The 16,042-nt window shown below is 74.6% G+C and carries 10 protein-coding genes and 1 pseudogene; all 11 read left to right on the top strand.

Annotation, left to right across the window (positions count from 1 at the left end):
- Positions 1-28: 28 nt before the first annotated feature.
- Positions 29-5,392, top strand: a pseudogene (locus OG550_RS04185) (type I polyketide synthase); the annotation flags it as partial.
- A gap of 135 nt (positions 5,393-5,527) precedes the next feature.
- A complete protein-coding gene (locus tag OG550_RS32740) occupies positions 5,528-6,394 on the top strand; it encodes an alpha/beta fold hydrolase (RefSeq protein WP_442906130.1) in 867 nt (288 codons plus the stop codon).
- A gap of 133 nt (positions 6,395-6,527) precedes the next feature.
- Positions 6,528-7,295, top strand: a complete 768-nt coding sequence (locus OG550_RS04180) for an SDR family NAD(P)-dependent oxidoreductase (protein ID WP_327674620.1) — start codon at positions 6,528-6,530, stop codon at positions 7,293-7,295.
- A 149-nt stretch (positions 7,296-7,444) separates the two neighbouring features.
- The gene (locus tag OG550_RS04175) at positions 7,445-7,864 is read left to right on the top strand and encodes an ester cyclase (RefSeq protein ID WP_327674618.1); all 420 of its coding nucleotides are present in this window, start codon (positions 7,445-7,447) and stop codon (positions 7,862-7,864) included.
- Positions 7,865-7,975: 111 nt separating this feature from the next.
- Positions 7,976-8,389 carry a nuclear transport factor 2 family protein gene (locus OG550_RS04170; protein WP_327674616.1) on the top strand — a complete coding sequence of 138 codons (414 nt, stop codon included), beginning with the start codon at positions 7,976-7,978 and terminating at the stop codon, positions 8,387-8,389.
- Between the two features lie 400 nt (positions 8,390-8,789).
- Positions 8,790-10,460 (top strand): ABC transporter substrate-binding protein, encoded by a 1,671-nt coding sequence (locus OG550_RS04165; protein ID WP_327674614.1) that lies wholly within the window; start codon positions 8,790-8,792, stop codon positions 10,458-10,460.
- A gap of 118 nt (positions 10,461-10,578) precedes the next feature.
- On the top strand, positions 10,579-11,565 hold the full coding sequence (locus OG550_RS04160) for an ABC transporter permease (RefSeq protein WP_327674612.1): 987 nt from the start codon (positions 10,579-10,581) through the stop codon (positions 11,563-11,565).
- Positions 11,566-11,571: 6 nt separating this feature from the next.
- Positions 11,572-12,579 carry an ABC transporter permease gene (locus OG550_RS04155; RefSeq protein WP_327674610.1) on the top strand — a complete coding sequence of 336 codons (1,008 nt, stop codon included), beginning with the start codon at positions 11,572-11,574 and terminating at the stop codon, positions 12,577-12,579.
- A complete protein-coding gene (locus tag OG550_RS04150; protein WP_327674608.1) occupies positions 12,576-14,459 on the top strand; it encodes an ABC transporter ATP-binding protein in 1,884 nt (627 codons plus the stop codon). Before OG550_RS04155 ends, OG550_RS04150 begins: the two co-directional genes overlap by 4 nt.
- Positions 14,456-15,352, top strand: coding sequence for a metallophosphoesterase family protein (locus tag OG550_RS04145; protein ID WP_327674606.1), 897 nt, complete (start codon positions 14,456-14,458; stop codon positions 15,350-15,352). The genes OG550_RS04150 and OG550_RS04145 overlap by 4 nt, the downstream gene beginning before the upstream one ends.
- Positions 15,353-15,534: 182 nt before the next feature.
- On the top strand, positions 15,535-15,963 hold the full coding sequence (locus OG550_RS04140; protein WP_327674604.1) for a hypothetical protein: 429 nt from the start codon (positions 15,535-15,537) through the stop codon (positions 15,961-15,963).
- Positions 15,964-16,042 lie beyond the last annotated feature (79 nt).

The raw sequence follows: 16,042 nt of genomic DNA, 5'->3' as shown, positions 1-16,042 counted from the left end.
CCGGCCCCCTGCCACCACCCGAACGACCGTGATGCGAGAGGCACCGATGTCGAACGACCAGAAGCTCCGCGACTACCTGAAGCGCGCCTTGGCCGACGCCCGCCAGGCCAACCGGCGGCTGGAGGAGGTGGAACGGGCGAAGCGCGAGCCGATCGCCATCGTCGGCATGGCCTGCCGGCTGCCCGGCGGCGTCGGCTCGCCCGAGGACCTCTGGCGGCTGGTCTCCGACGGTGTCGACGCCATCACCGAGTTCCCCGCCGACCGGGGCTGGGACCTCGACGGGCTGTACGACCCGGACCCGGACCACCCCGGCACCTCGTACACCCGGCACGGCGGGTTCCTCGACACCACGGCCGAGTTCGACGCCGAGTTCTTCGGCATCTCGCCGCGTGAGGCGGTCGCCACCGACCCGCAGCACCGGCTGCTGCTGGAGACCGCCTGGGAGGCGTTCGAGCGGGCCGGGATCGACCCGACCACGCTCAAGGGCAGCCGGACGGCCGTCTTCGCGGGCCTCGCCGGCACCGACTACACGCCCCGGCTCCACGACGCCCCCGGCGACCTGGAGGGCTACCTGGGCATCGGCGGACTGGACAGCGTGGCCTCCGGCCGGATCTCCTACACCTTCGGCTTCGAGGGTCCGGCGGTCACGGTGAACACGGCCTGCTCCTCCTCGCTGGTCGCCCTGCACCTGGCCGCGCAGTCGCTGCGGTCGGGGGAGTCCGACCTGGCGCTGGTCGGCGGGGTCAGTGTGATGTCGACGGCGCAGGGCTTCGTCGAGTTCTCCCGCCAGCGCGGGCTCTCCACCGACGGCCGCTGCAAGGCCTTCGCGGCGGACGCGGACGGCACCGGCTGGGCGGAGGGCGTCGGCCTGCTGGTGGTCGAACGGCTCTCCGACGCACGGCGGTCGGGCCACGAGGTGCTGGCGGTGCTGCGCGGTTCGGCGGTCAACCAGGACGGCGCCTCCAACGGTCTGACGGCGCCCAACGGCCCCGCCCAGCAGCGGGTGATCCGCGCCGCCCTGGCGGACGCCCGCCTCGCCACGGCCGACGTCCAGGCGGTGGAGGCGCACGGGACGGGCACCCGGCTCGGCGACCCGATCGAGGCGCAGGCCATCCTCGCCACCTACGGGCAGGAGCGCCCGGCCGAACAGCCCCTGCTGCTCGGGTCGTTGAAGTCCAACATCGGGCACACCCAGGCGGCGGCCGGGGTGGCCGGGGTGATCAAGTCGGTGCTGGCGATCCGGCACGGCGTGCTGCCGCGTACCCTGCACGCGGAGGAGCCGACGCCGTTCGTCAACTGGTCGGCGGGCGCGGTGGAACTGCTCACCGAGCCGCGCGAGTGGCCGTCGGTGGCCGGACCGCGCCGGGTCGGGGTGTCGGCTTTCGGTGCGAGCGGCACCAACGCGCACGTGATCATCGAGCAGGCGCCCGAGGCGCCGGCCGGGGCGGAGCCGGGGCCGGAGTCCGCTGCGGCTCCTGCGGCGGAGTCCGCCGTGGCGCCTGACGGTGCGTCTGCCGGTGCGCCCGCCGTGGTGGCGTCGGTTGCGCCGTCCGTGGTGCCGTCCGTGGTGCCGTTCGTGGTCTCGGCGCGCTCTCCCGAGGCGCTGCGCGAACAGGCCCTGCGGATAGCCGAGTTCGCCGAGACCGCCGTCGAGTCCGCCGTCGAGACTGCCGCCGGGTCCGCGACCGGGTCCGTCGACCCGGCGGACGCGGCCGGCCGGCTGGACCTGGCGCGCGCCCTGGTCACCACCCGGGCGAGTTTCGAGGAGCGGGCGGTGGTGCTGGACGACCCGGCGGCGCTGCGTGACCTCGATGCTCCGGGTGTGGTGCGCGGTACCGCCCAGGCCGGTGGTCTGGCGTTCCTGTTCTCGGGGCAGGGGAGTCAGCGGGTGGGTATGGGGCGTGAGTTGTATGGGTCGGAGCCGGTGTTCGCTGCTGCGTTCGATGCGGTGGTGGGGGCGTTGGGGTTGCCGGTGGGTGAGGTGATCGTTTCGGGTGTGGGTCTGGATGAGACGGGGTGGACGCAGCCGGCGTTGTTCGCGGTGGAGGTGGCGTTGTTCCGTTTGTTCGAGTCGTGGGGTGTTCGGCCTGATTTCGTGGCGGGGCATTCGATCGGTGAGTTGGCGGCTGCGCATGTGGCAGGGGTGTTGTCGCTGGAGGATGCGGCGGTTCTGGTGGGGGCGCGGGCTCGTTTGATGCAGGCGTTGCCGGGTGGTGGGGCGATGGTGGCGTTGGAGGCGTCGGAGGAGGAGGTGCGGGCTGTTCTGGTGGCGGGGGTGGATGTCGCGGCGGTGAATGGTCCGTTGTCGGTGGTGGTGTCGGGTGATGAGGTGGGGGTCGAGGAGGTTCGGGGGCGTTTTGCGGGTCGTCGTTCGCGGCGGTTGCGGGTGAGTCATGCGTTTCATTCGGGGCATTTGGATGGGATGTTGGCGGAGTTCCGGGTGGTGGCGGAGGGGTTGGAGTTTCGGGCGCCGTCGATTCCGGTGGTGTCGAATGTGACGGGTCGGGTGGCGTCGGCGGGGGAGTTGGCGGATCCGGGGTATTGGGTGCGTCAGGTGCGTGAGGCGGTGCGTTTTGCGGATGTGGTGGGGGAGTTGGCGTCGGAGGGTGTTTCGACGTTCGTGGAGTTGGGTCCGGACGGGACGCTTGCGGGGTTGGTGGAGGGGATTCTCGACGGTCCGGTGACGGTGGCTGCGTTGCGGCGGGATCGTGCGGAGGCGCGGACGGTGGTGGGGGCGTTGGCGCGGATACACGTCCAGGGCCACCGCGTCGACTGGACCGCACTGCTGGGCACCGGTGCGTCCTCGGGCGTCGCCCTGCCGACCTACCCGTTCCAGCGTCGCCGCTACTGGCTGGAGGCCGCCACCCGGACGGGGAACGCCGCCGGCCTGGGCCTGGCCCCGCTGGGCCACCCGCTGCTCGGGGCGGCCGTCGGTCTGCCCGACGGTGAGGGCGCGGTCCTGACCGGCAGCCTCTCGCTGTCCACCCACCCCTGGATCGCGGACCACTCCGTCCAGGGCACCGTGATCCTTCCCGGGACGGCGCTGCTGGAGCTCGCGATCCGCGCGGGCGACGAGGTCGGGGCGGGCACGCTCGACGAGCTGGTCGTCGAGGCCCCGCTGGTCCTCGCCGAGCGCGGCGCCGTCCACGTGCAGGTGACCGTCGGGGACCCCGACGAGGACGGTCTGCGGCCCGTCACCATCCACTCGCGCCCCGCCCCGCAGGCGGGCCGGGGAGAATATGTAGACCGATCGGCAGATTCCGTTTCTGTAGACCGGTCTGCCGATTCCTCATCTTCCTCTGTAGACCGGTCGACATATTTCGGCGAGTGGACCCGGCACGCGAGCGGCACCCTGCTGAGCGGCCCGGCCGCACCGCCCGAGGGCCTGCACGCCTGGCCTCCGCCGGGCGCGACGCTGCTCGACACCGAGCGGCTCTACGAGGACCTGGCCGCGGCGGGCCTCGCGTACGGGCCCGGGTTCCAGGGCCTGCGCGCCGCCTGGCGGGACGGCGACACCTTCTTCGCCGAGGTCGCCCTGCCCGACACCCTCGCCGGCGAGGCCGCCCGGTACGGCCTGCACCCCGCCCTGCTGGACGCCGCCGTCCACATCACCGTCCACCACCGGCTGGTCGACAGCCCGCCCGGAGTGAGCCGGCTGCCCTTCGCGTACAGCGGCGTCCGGCTGCACGCGGCCGGTGCGAGCGCGCTGCGGGTCCGGCTCCGGTACACCGAGCCGGAGGTGCTCGCGATCGACGTCGCGGACGGGACCGGTGCACCCGTGGCCTCGGTGGAGGCGCTCCGGGCCCGCCTGGTCTCGGCCGAGCAGCTCGCCCCGGCCGACGGCGCGGACCGCGACGCGCTGTTCCGGCTGGACTGGCCCGAGCTGCCGACCGGGGTGACCGCGTCGGCCGGAGCACCCGCGCCCGGAACCCCGGCGTCCGGCGCACCCGCGGCCCCCGCCTGGGAGCCGCTGCGCGTCGACCCCGGGACCGGCCTGCCGTCGACGCTGGCGGCGGTGCAGTCCTGGCTCGCCGACGAGTCCCACGCGGACGCCCGCCTGGTCGTCCTCACCCAGAAGGCCGTCGCCGTCGACGACACCGAGACGCCGGACCTCGGGACCGCCCCGGTCTGGGGCCTGCTGCGCTCCGCGCAGAACGAGTTCCCGGACCGGATCGTCCTGGTCGACACCGACGGCACGCCCGCCTCCGAGGCGGTGCTGGCCGCCGCGGTCGCCACCGGCGAGCCCCAACTCGCGCTGCGGGCAGGCCGGCTGCACACGCCCCGGCTGGTCCGGGCGGCCGTCCCCGAGGTCGGTGCGGACCGGCCGTGGAACACGGAGGGCACGGTGCTCGTCACGGGCGGCACCGGCACGCTCGGGGCGATCCTGGCCCGGCACCTGGTGGCCGAGCGCGGGGTGCGGCACCTGCTGCTGCTCTCCCGCCGCGGTGCGGACGCGCCCGGCGCCGCCGCCCTGCGGGACGAACTCGCCGCGCTGGGCGCCTCGGTGACGATCGCGGCCGCCGACACCGCCGACCGCGAGGCGCTGGCCGCCGCGATCGGCGCGGTCCCCGCCGAGCACCCGCTCACGGCCGTGGTCCACACCGCGGGCATCGTCGACGACGGCGTCCTGACCGCCCTGACCCCCGAGCGCCTCGCGGCGGTCTGGGCCCCCAAGGCCGACGGCGCCCGGCACCTGCACGAGCTCACCCGCGGCCACGACCTCGCCGCGTTCGTCCTCTACTCCTCCGTCGCCGCCGTCCTCGGCGGTCCCGGCCAGGGCAGCTACGCCGCGGCCAACACCTACCTCGACGCGCTCGCCGCCCACCGCCGCTCGATCGGCCTGCCCGCCCAGTCGATCGCCTGGGGCCAGTGGGAGGAGGCCAGCGGCATCACCGGCCACCTCACCGAAGCGGACCTCCGCCGGGCCGCCCGGGCCGGACTGCGGACGATCTCGACCGAGCGCGGCACCCGCCTGTTCGAGGCGGCGGCCCGGGTGGACACCGGCTACCTGGTGGCCGTGCCGCTGGACCTGGCCGCCGTCCGGGCGCAGCAGCCCGCCCCGGCGGTGCTGCGCACCCTCGCCCCGCCGCCGCGGCGGGTCGCCAGGGCGGCGACCGGCGGCGGCGCGCCCGCGCTGCTGTCCCGGCTGGCCGCGCTGGCCGAGGCGGACCGGCCGGCCGCCGTGCTGGCGCTGGTGCGCACCGAGGTGGCGGGCGTGCTCGGGAGCGACCCCGCGGCCGTCACGGCCACCAGGGCCTTCAACGAGCTGGGCCTGGACTCCCTGAGCGCCGTGGAGCTGCGCAACCGGATCACCGCCGCCACCGGGCTACGGCTCGCCCCGACCATCACCTTCGACCACCCCGACCCGACCGCCCTCGCCGAGTACCTGACCGGGTTGATCGCGGAGCAGCCGGTATCCGGCGGACCGGAGACCGGCACCGCCGGGGCCGCCGGCACCGCGGGGACCGGGACGGCGGCGGGCGGCCCGGCCGGGACGGCGGTCGCGGGGAACGGTTCGGACGGCCCGGTGGACGACCCGCGCCACCCGCTCTCGACGCTCTACCGGCGGCTGGCCGCGCAGGGGAGCTTCCCCGAGGCGTCCGCGCTGATCGGCGTCGCCTCCCACCTGCGGTCCCGGTTCGGCACGGAGGAGCGGGCCGAGCACGCCCTCAAGCCGATCCGGCTCGCCGGCGGGGACGGCGAGGTGGCCGTCGTGGCGTTCCCGGCGCTGAGTGCGATCTCCGGGCCGCACGAGTACGCCCGGCTGGGCCACGCCTTCCAGGGCGAGCGCGACGTCTTCGTGGTGCCGTCCCCGGGCTGGGACCCGTCCGACCGCCTGCCCGACGACATCGACACCTACCTCGCCATGCACACCGAGACCGTGCTCGAACTGGTCGGCGAGGATCGCCCGTTCGTCATCATCGGCCGTTCGATGGGCGGCTGCGTCGCGCAGGCCGTCACCGAGCGGCTGGAGGCGCGCGGACGGGCGGTCGCCGGACTGGTCCTGGTGGACTCGTACCCGATGGACAGCGCGGCCCGCGAGGGCATGGGCGAGTGGTGGCTGCACTCGATGCTCGGCGGCATGATCGACCGGATCGAGCTGTACGACATGATCTGGAGCGACTCCAGCCTCACCTCGATGGGCGGGTACAACAACGTCTTCGCCGGCTGGGAGCCCAGCCCGGTCACCGCGCCGATCCTCGCGCTGCGCGCCGACACCCCGTTGCGCGGCATGGTCGTCGACGCGACCGAGCGCGAGGACTGGCGGGCCTACTGGCCGGTGCCGCACGAGGTGCTGGACATCCCGGGCGACCACTTCACCGTGCTGGAGCAGCACACCCCGACGACGGCGGACGCCGTCCGCGGGTGGATCGACCGCATCGAGCAGGGCTGAGCGCCTCCGGCCGGGGCCGGGCGTGCGGCGCCCGGCCCCGGCGCACGGAACAGGGAACCGAACGCACCGAGCGCACCGGGCACGACGCCCGGGGCGGGCGGCGCGACATCCATCAGGAAGGGAAGGAGCAGGCATGACGGAGCCGGTAGTGCTGGTCACCGGGGCAGCGTCGGGGATCGGCGAGGCGACGGTCCGGTTGTTCGTGGAGCGCGGGCACCGCGTGGTCGCGGTGGACGTCGACAAGGCGGGACTGGAGGCGCTGGCCGAGCTGGACGGCGTGGCGACGCTGGCGGGTGACGTGTCCGCGGAGGAGACCAACGTCGCGGCGGTCGCCCTCGCCCAGGAGCGGTGGGGACGGCTGGACGCGGCGGTGCTGAACGCCGGTACCGGCGGCGGCGGTCCGCTGGAGGCGCCGGGCGCGGTCGAGCGGTTCGACCGGCTCTTCGCCGTCAACGTGCGCAGCGTGGTGCTGGGCATCCGGGCGGCGGTGCCGGCGCTGCGGGAGGCCGGGGGAGGGGCGATCGTGGCCACCTCCTCGGTCTCCGGCCTGCGCGGCGACCCGGGTACCTGGGCGTACAACGCGACCAAGGCGGCCGTGATCAACCTGGTCCGGGGCACGGCCATCGACTACGCCGCCGAGGGCATCCGGATCAACGCGATCGCGCCCGGCGGCACCGTCACCGGGCTGACCGCGGGGCAGGTCGCCGACCCGGAGTTCTCGGCGTTCATCACCCGCCGCATCCCCGCCCAGCGGTGGGCCGAGGCGCGCGAACAGGCCGAGGTGGTCTGGTTCCTGACCTCCCCGGCGGCCTCCTACGTCACCGGGGTGACCGTCCCGGTCGACGGGGGCCTGAGCGCCAACGGCGGCATCCTGCTGCCCCCGCCGGCCCGGGGCCGCTGACCTCCTCCGGCCCGGGGCCGCGCGACAGGACCGCAGGACCGAAGTACCGCAACACCGAAGTACCGAAGTACCGAAGTACCGCAACACCGCAGTGCCGCACCACCGCAGTACCCCATGGTTTTTCCCAACTGACGAGGAGAGCAACACCGATGAGCATCGAGGCGAACAAGGCCGTGGTCGAGCGCTACTACCACGAGCTGGTCAGCGAGCAGCGGGTCGAGCTGCTGGAGGAGCTGGTCGCCGAGGACGCCGCCGACGAGACCCGGGTCGGACCGGGCGGCAGCGGCACCCGCGAGGACTTCCGTGAGCACCTGCGCTGGCTCTGGGAGAACGTCCGCGACGTCAAGGCCGTCGTCGAGGACCTGGTGGCCGAGGGCGACCGGGTGATCGCCTTCTGGCGGATCGAGGGCGTGCACGTGGGCCCGGTCTTCGGTGTCCCGGCCACCGGGCGCTCGTTCGTCGGCCACAGCATCAGCTGGCTGACCGTCCGGGACGGCAAGGTGGTCCGCTACAACGTGCTGCCCGACCGCCTGGGCATCGTGCAGCAGCTGGCTCCCGCCACCGTCTGACCCGCCGCGCGCGGGTCGCGTCCCCTTCCCGCCCCCCGGGGCCCGGCCGGCACCGCCGTCGGCCGGGCCCTCCCCCCCGTTTCGGCAGAACCCACCCTCAGGAGGACCACCATGACCGCCCCCGAACTCTCCACGGCCGACGCCGAACAGCTGCGCCAGCTGCTCGCCCGCTTCTCGCACGCCTTCGACAACGCGGACGCCGAGGCGCTGGCCGGGGTGTTCGCCGAGGACGGCGTGATCGAACTCGCCCGCACCGGAGCGGTGTTCACCGGCCTGGAGAAGATCCGGGTGTTCGCCCGGGACCTGGGGCAGGACCACCCGGACCACCAGACCCTGGACTCGGTGTTCGGCGTCGACGAGGACGGCACCGTCCGGGGCCGCAGCCGCTACCTGGCGATCCTGCCCGACGGCTCGGTCCACAACGGCGACTACTTCGACGTGTACACCCGCACCCCGGACGGCTGGCGGATCGCCCACCGCCGCTCCGTCCCCCGCTACCCGCGCCGCCACCACCACGACGCCTGACCGCCGTCCGCTCCGGCGCCGCCGCCGGAGCGGACGCACCGCGCCCGGGCCCGGCGCACCGGGGCCCGGGCGCGCCCGAACCCGCGCGCCCGAACGCCGCCCCACCCGGGAAACGCCCGCCTCGAAACGGCCCCCGGAGCCGCCCCGGAGCCGCCCTCGAAACGGCCCCCGGAGCCGCCCGGGAACCGCCCCGTGCAGCCCCCTCGCCCTGATGCGCCGCATACGAACACCCCCGGTCGGACTAGCCCCGCGCGAGGCCGCCGACCGCCCGTGACCACCACCCCTTGCCCCCGCCGTAAGGGTCGGGTTAGGGGTCCGGTAGGGGTCCGCGGGGGTCGGGCCGCCGATAGCTTCTCGGCATTCCCCAGCCCGTTCCTCCCACCAACACGGAGTCATCAGCATGCCCATCACCGGGCCCCGGCCCCTTCCGCTGCTCGCCGCCCTCACTGCCGGGGTGCTGCTTCTGGCCGGCTGCAGCTCAGGCTCCGGATCCGGAGGTCCGGGAGCGGCCCAGGACGGCGCCGACGACAAGCCGGTCCAGGGCGGGGCACTGACCTACGCCACCGACGTCGAGCCGATCTCCTTCGACATCCACGTCAGCCAGCAGGACATCACCGGAGCCGTCCAGCGCAACGTCTTCGACTCGCTCGTCCACCAGGACGCGACGGGCGAGTTCAAGCCCTGGCTGGCGGCCTCCTGGGAGATCACGCCGGACCTCAAGAGCTACACCTTCCACCTGCGCGACGGCGTCAAGTTCACCGACGGCACGCCGTTCGACGCGGAGGCGGTGAAGGCCAACTTCGACCGGATCGTCGCCAAGGAGACCAAGTCGCAGTACGCGGCGAGCCTGCTCGGCCCGTACACCGGCACCGAGGTGGTCGACACGCGGACGGTCAAGGTCTCCTTCAGCGAGCCGTTCGCCCCGTTCCTCCAGGCCGCGAGCACCGCCTACCTGGGCTTCTACTCGCCGAAGACGATCAAGGAGAACGGTTCCAAGCTGGGCGCCGGCGGCCCCGCCGACGTCGGCACCGGCCCGTTCGTGTTCAGCAGCTACACCAAGGGCCAGAGCGCCGTCTTCACCCGCAACCCCGACTACAACTGGGCGCCGCCGAGCGCCAACCACCAGGGCCCGGCCTACCTGGAGAAGCTCACCATCCGCTTCCTCACCGAGGACTCGGTCCGGGTCGGCGCGCTCAACAGCGGCCAGGTCCAGGTGGCCGAGCCGATCCCGCCGGCCGACGTCAAGACCGTGCAGGGCGACCCGAAGCTGCGCACCATCGCCACCGACGCGCCCGGCGCCAACTACGGGCTGGTCCTCAACACCAGCAAGGCCCCGCTGGACGACCCGCTGGTCCGCAAGGCGGTCCAGCGCGGCATCGACCTCGACACCGACGTCCAGTCCGTCTACTTCGGCGTCTACAAGCGCGCCTGGAGCCCGGTCGGACCGAGCACCCCGTACTACAACAAGGCGCTGGAGAAGTCCTGGCCGTACGACCAGGCGGCGGCCAACAAGGCGCTGGACGACGCGGGTTGGACGGCCCGCGACGGTGAGGGCTACCGCACCAAGGACGGCAAGCGACTGACCCTGGAGTGGCCGCTGCCGCCCGCCGAGTTCGTCCGCGAGCAGCGCGAGACGCTCGGCCAGGCGATCCAGGCCGACCTCAAGAAGATCGGCGTCGAGATCACCCGTCCCCGCCTGGACATCGGCACCTTCATCGCCAACACCTACGGCGGCAAGGAGCACATCGCCGACTACAGCTGGGCCCGGTTCGACCCGGACGTGCTGCGGCTCTACTTCCACAGCTCCAGCAAGCCGTCCACCGGCGGCCAGAACGCCACGTTCTACCAGGACGCCCAGCTCGACGAGTGGACCACGACCGGCAAGGGGACGTTCGACAAGGCCGTCCGCCAGGACGTCTACGGCAAGACCCAGCAGCGCGCCATCGACCTCGGCCTGATCGTCCCGCTGTACGTGCGCACCGCCGTGGTCGGCACCTCCGCCAAGGTCCGCGGTCTGACGGCCGACCCCAACACCTGGCTGGCGTTCCACGACGCCTGGCTCGCCAAGTGACCCTCCGTCCGGGCCCGGTGGGCATCCGGACGGACCGATCGAGTACCCCGGCGACCCGTGCGGCCGATCCCGCCGCACGGGTCCCCGGACCCGCCACCCGACCTCCTGGGACTGAGGCATGACCACCACCCACCCGACGGCCGCCACCCCGGCGGCCGTCCGCCCGCCCGCCGCCGTCCGCGTCCTGCGCGCCGTGCTGCGCCGGCTGCTCGGCGCGCTCGCCGTGCTGCTCGGAGCGGCGACCGTGGCCTTCGCCGCGCTCCAGCTGATCCCGGGCGACCCGGTGACCGTCATGCTCGGGCCGGGCACCGCCGCCAGCCCCGAGGTCAAGGCGGCGATCCAGGAGCAGTACGGGCTGGACCGGCCCGTGCCGGTCCAGTACGCCACCTACCTCGGCCACCTGCTGACCGGGGACCTCGGCGAGTCGTACCAGCTCCAGCGGCCGGTCTCGGAGCTGATCGGCGAGCAGCTCGGGCCGACCGTCCAACTCGGCCTGACCGCCCTGGCGCTGGCCGTGGTGCTGGCGCTGGTCGCCGCCGTCGGCACCGCGGGGCGGCGGCCCGCCCTGCGCGCGCTCAGCTCGTTCGCCGAGCTGCTGGCCGTCTCCAGCCCGTCCTACTGGATCGGGATCCTGCTGCTCACCGCGTTCTCGTTCCAGCTGCGGATCTTCCCGGTCGCCGGGGACGACGGCTTCGCCGCCCTGGTGCTGCCCGCCGTCACGCTCGCGCTGCCGGTGGCGGGGATGCTCGCCCAGGTGCTGCGCGAGGGCCTGGAGGCGGCGCTCGGGCGGCCGTTCACGCTCACCGCCCGTTCGCGCGGGCTCGGTTCGGCGGCCGTGGTGCTCCGGCACGGGCTGCGGCACGCGGCCGTGCCGGTGGTCACCCTGACCGGGTGGCTGACCGGTTCGCTGCTGGGCGGCGCGGTGCTGGTCGAGTCGGTCTTCGGCCGGCCGGGGATCGGGGCGCTCACCCTCCAGGCCACCACCAACAAGGACCTGCCGCTGGTGATCGGGCTGGTCCTGCTCTCGGCGCTGGTCTTCGTGGTCATCTCGACCCTCGTCGACCTGCTCTACCTCGTCATCGACCCGCGGCTGAGGAACGGCTGAACTCCCATGTCCCACAACACCGTTGCCACTGCCGACGCAGCCGACCCGGCCGATCCGCCCGGACGGGGGGACGCACCCCGCGCGGGGGAGCGGCCGGTCCCCGGGGGCCCGGCCACCGAGGCCGTCCCGGCCGGAGCGGCCACCGCGGCCGCCCCGGCGCACCCCGCGGCCGCCCGCACCTCCCGGCGGGCCGCCGTCGCGCCGCTCGCCCGCCGGCTCGGCTTCGCGCTCGCCGTCACCACGCTCGCCCTACTGGTGCTCGCGGCCCTCGTTCCCGGCCTGCTCAGCTCCGCCTCGCCGGTGGAGACCCACCCGGCGGAGGCGCTCACCCCGCCGGGCGCCGAGCACTGGTTCGGCACCGACCAGCTCGGCCGCGACCTGTTCACCCGCGTCCTCCACGGGGCCCGGCCGTCCCTGCTGCTGGGCCTCGGCGCCACCGTCTTCGCGGTGGCCGGCGGCACCGCCCTCGGCCTCGCCGCCGCGCTCGGCGGACGCTGGGCCGACCAGGCCCTGATGCGGCTCGCGGACATCCTGCTCGCGCTCCCGCCGATCCTGCTCGCCCTGCTCGCCGTGACCATCCTCGGCACCGGCTCGCTCAACGTCATGCTCGCCATCGCGATCGCCTTCGTCCCCGGGTACGCGCGCATCGTCCGCGCCGAGACACTGGTCGTCCGCCGCTCCGGGTACGTGGAGGCGGCGGTCGGACTCGGCCTGCCGCGCCCGCTGCTGATCGCCCGGCACGTCCTGCCCAACGCCGTCGGCCCGATGCTGGTCCTCGCCGCCGTCGGCTTCGGCACCGCGCTGATCGCCGCCTCCGGGCTCAGCTTCCTCGGCCTCGGCCCGCAGCCGCCCAGCCCCGAGTGGGGCGCGATGCTCTCCCAGGGGCGCCGCTTCCTGGCGACCGCCTGGTGGATCGGCGTGTTCCCGGGCGCCGCCATCACCACGGCCGCGCTCGTCGTCAACGTCCTCGGCCGCCGCGCCCAGGCCCGCTTCACCCGGAGGACCGAGGCATGACGCCCGCGCAGGCCCCGAAGCCGACTCCGACCCGGACTCCGACCCGGACGCCGGCCCCGGCTCCAACCCCGGCCCCGACCCCGGCCCCGATCGTGAAGCAGCCCCCGGCGCAGGCGCCCCTGCTGACCGTCGACGGGCTCGACGTCCGGTTCGGCCCGGTGCACGCCGTGCGGGACGTCTCGTTCACCCTCGACCGCGGCGAGTGCCTGGCCGTCGTCGGCGAGTCCGGCTCCGGCAAGAGCGTCACCGCCCGCACCCTGGTCGGCCTCACCGCATCCGGCCCCGGCGGCCGCGTGCCCGCCGCCGTCACCGCCCGTCGGCTCGCCTTCGACGGCCGCGACCTCGCCACCCTCACCGAGGCCGAGTGGCGCGGGGTGCGCGGCCGCCGGATCGGCCTCGTCCTCCAGGACGCCCTGGTGTCGCTCGACCCGCTGCGCACCGTCGGCGCCGAGGTCGCCGAGCCGCTGCGGGTGCACCGCCTGGCCGGCCGCGAGGAGATCCCGGCCCGGGTCCGCGCACTCCTCGAACGCGCCGGGATCCCCGAGCCCGGACGCCGCGCCGCCCAGTACGCCCACCAGCTCTCCGGCGGCCTGCGCCAGCGCGCCCTGATCGCCTCCGCGCTCGCCGGCGAACCCGACCTGCTGATCGCCGACGAGCCCACCACCGCCCTCGACGTCACCGTCCAGGCCCAGGTGCTCGACCTGCTCGACGGCCTCCGGGAACAGGGCACCGCCCTGCTGCTGATCAGCCACGACCTGTCGGTGGTCGCCCGGCTCGCCGACCGGGTGGCCGTCATGTTCGGCGGCCGGATCGTCGAGACCGGCCCCACCGAACGGCTGCTCGCCGACCCCCGCCACCCCTACACCCGGGCCCTCCTCGACGCCGTCCCCGGCGCCCGCACCCGCGGCACCCGGCTCGCGCCCGCCCCCCTGCGGCAGGTCGCCCCCGACCCCGACGGCTGCCCGTACGCGGCCCGCTGCGCCGCCGCCGACGCGACCTGCCGGAGCGTCCTCCCCCCGGTGGACTCGCTCGGAGCCCGCTGCTGGCACCCCGGGTCGGCGGCGCTCACCGTCCGCGAACCGGTCGCCCTCACCGGGGGCCCGTCCTCCTCCGACGCGGGGCTGCTCCTTGAGGTCGACCGGATCGGCAAGTCCTTCGCCGGCCGCCCCGTGGTCCAGGAGGTCTCGTTCCACCTCCACCCCGGGGAGACGCTCGGCCTGGTCGGCGAGTCCGGCTCCGGCAAGACCACCGCCGCCCGGATCGTCCTCGGCCTGGAACGCCCCGACACCGGCACCGTCCGCCTCGCCGGCCGGCCGTGGAGCGAGCTGCCCGAACGCCGCCGCCGCGCCGACCGCCTCCGGATCCAGGCCGTCCAGCAGGACCCGCTCGGCTCCTTCGACCCGCGCTTCACCGTGGAGCGCGTCATCGCGGAGGCCGCCGCCCGCGCCGGTGTGCCGCGCGGCGCCCGGCGGCGGCAGCGGGTCACCGAACTGCTCGACCAGGTCGGCCTCCCCGCCGCCCTCCTCGACCGCCGCCCGACCGAGCTCTCCGGCGGCCAGCGCCAGCGCGTCGCCATCGCCCGGGCACTGGCCCCGGCACCCACCCTGCTGGTCTGCGACGAGCCGGTCTCCGCACTGGACCTCTCCGTCCAGGCGCAGATCCTCGACCTGCTGGCCGACCTGCGCCGGGACCTCGGCCTCGCGCTGCTCTTCATCTCGCACGACCTCGGCGTCGTCCAGCACCTCGCCGACCGGGTCGCCGTCATGAAGGACGGCCGGCTCGTCGAGACCGCGCCCGTCGAGCGGCTCTTCGACCGCCCCGCCGACCCCTACACCCGCCGACTCCTGGACGCCACCAACCTCGTGGAGGCACGCCGATGACCGGGGCCCTGCTCGCCACCAGCGACCTGCACGTCGGCTACGCCGAGAACCAGGCCGTCGTCGACCGCCTGCGCCCGGGCTCCGACGACGACTGGCTGATCGTCGCGGGCGACGTCTCCGAACGCTTCGAGGACATCGCCCGCGTCCTGCGGGTGCTGAGCGAACGCTTCGCCAAGGTCGTCTGGGCGCCCGGCAACCACGAACTCTGGACCCCGCCCGACGACCCGGTCCAACTCCGCGGCGACGCCCGCTACCGGGCCCTCGTCGACCTCTGCCGCGGCCTCGGCGTCTCGACCCCCGAGGACCCGTACCCCGTCTGGACCGGCCCCGGCGGCCCGGTCGCCGTCGCCCCGCTCTTCCTCCTGTACGACTACACCTTCCGCCCGCGCGGCACCACCACCAAGGCCGCCGCCCTCGCCGCCGCCCACGCCGCCGGCGTGGTGTGCACCGACGAGTACCTGCTCCACCCCGACCCCTACCCCGACCGCGACAGCTGGTGCCGCGCCCGGCTCGCCGTCACCGAGGCCCGCCTCGCCGCCCTCGACCCCGCCGTGCGGACGGTCCTCGTCAACCACTTCCCGCTCCGCCGCGACCCCACCTACGTGCTCCGCCACCCCGAGTTCGCCCTCTGGTGCGGCACCGAGCACACCGCCGACTGGCACCGCCGCTTCAACGCGGCGGCCGTCGTCTACGGGCACCTCCACATCCCCCGCACCACCCGCACCGACGGCGTCCCGTTCCACGAGGTCTCCCTCGGCTATCCGCGCGAATGGGCCCCGCGCGGCGCCCCGACCCCGCTCCGCCGCATCCTCCCCGCAGCCCCGGCCGCCACCGTCCTCCCCGCCCCGGCCGCCGCCGCCCGCCCCGCCCCCCGCTTCGCCGTCCGCCTGTAGGGCGGTTCCGGCGGAGCGCACCCCGGACGCGCCCCGCCCGTCCGGTTCCTCGCGGAGCCGGCGGACCGTACGGGTACGCGCCATTGACGGTTCGACGTCCCGACCGCAGACTCGGATTGTCGGTACACGGTCACTCCTGTCCGTGGAGCATTCCCGACTCCCCCGAGAAACGGAGTATTGCCGTGCGCCGTCCTGGATCCATCGCCCTGCGCTGCGCCCTCGCACTCGGTGTCGCCGCCGGGCTCGTGGCCGCCACCGAAACCAGCGCCGTCGCCCAGGGGTGCGGGAGCCTCAAGCCCGGGAGCTACTTCTGCGACGTCACGTACACGCCCAACGGATGGGTGCTGATCTACACCGAACTCCACTCCGACCACCACGAGTACGCCCACTGGAAGATCGTCGGCGACACCTGGCAGGAGGTCTGGTTCGACCGGTCCACCAACCCGAACGTCGGATGGGACCCGTACGTGAACAAGACCCAGATCCTGCCCGGTGACTCCGGTGTCCAGGACTCGGCCTCCTTCAACGCCCCCGTCTACGACGGCGCGCCCTGGCAGGCCCGGGCCTGTACCTGGACCGGTGGAAAGAACTACTGCACCAAATGGCACTAGGACCGCCTCCGCGGCGCTGCCGGAGGGCGGGGGCCCCGGTGGTGACGGTCTGACGGGGTGTTGACGGTCGGCGGGTGTG

It is taken from the genome of Kitasatospora sp. NBC_00458 (assembly GCF_036013975.1).
In the GTDB taxonomy this organism is placed as follows: Bacteria; Actinomycetota; Actinomycetes; order Streptomycetales; family Streptomycetaceae; genus Kitasatospora.
This window is presented reverse-complemented; position numbering and strand designations above follow the sequence as displayed.

Bases quoted from the DNA above. Each gene is read 5' to 3' on its own strand.
- OG550_RS04180 (WP_327674620.1), top strand. From the start codon at position 6,528: ATGACGGAGCCGGTAGTGCTGGTCACCGGGGCAGCGTCGGGGATCGGC.
- OG550_RS04175 (WP_327674618.1), top strand. From the start codon at position 7,445: ATGAGCATCGAGGCGAACAAGGCCGTGGTCGAGCGCTACTACCACGAG.
- OG550_RS04170 (WP_327674616.1), top strand. From the start codon at position 7,976: ATGACCGCCCCCGAACTCTCCACGGCCGACGCCGAACAGCTGCGCCAG.
- OG550_RS04165 (WP_327674614.1), top strand. From the start codon at position 8,790: ATGCCCATCACCGGGCCCCGGCCCCTTCCGCTGCTCGCCGCCCTCACT.
- OG550_RS04160 (WP_327674612.1), top strand. From the start codon at position 10,579: ATGACCACCACCCACCCGACGGCCGCCACCCCGGCGGCCGTCCGCCCG.
- OG550_RS04155 (WP_327674610.1), top strand. From the start codon at position 11,572: ATGTCCCACAACACCGTTGCCACTGCCGACGCAGCCGACCCGGCCGAT.
- OG550_RS04150 (WP_327674608.1), top strand. From the start codon at position 12,576: ATGACGCCCGCGCAGGCCCCGAAGCCGACTCCGACCCGGACTCCGACC.
- OG550_RS04145 (WP_327674606.1), top strand. From the start codon at position 14,456: ATGACCGGGGCCCTGCTCGCCACCAGCGACCTGCACGTCGGCTACGCC.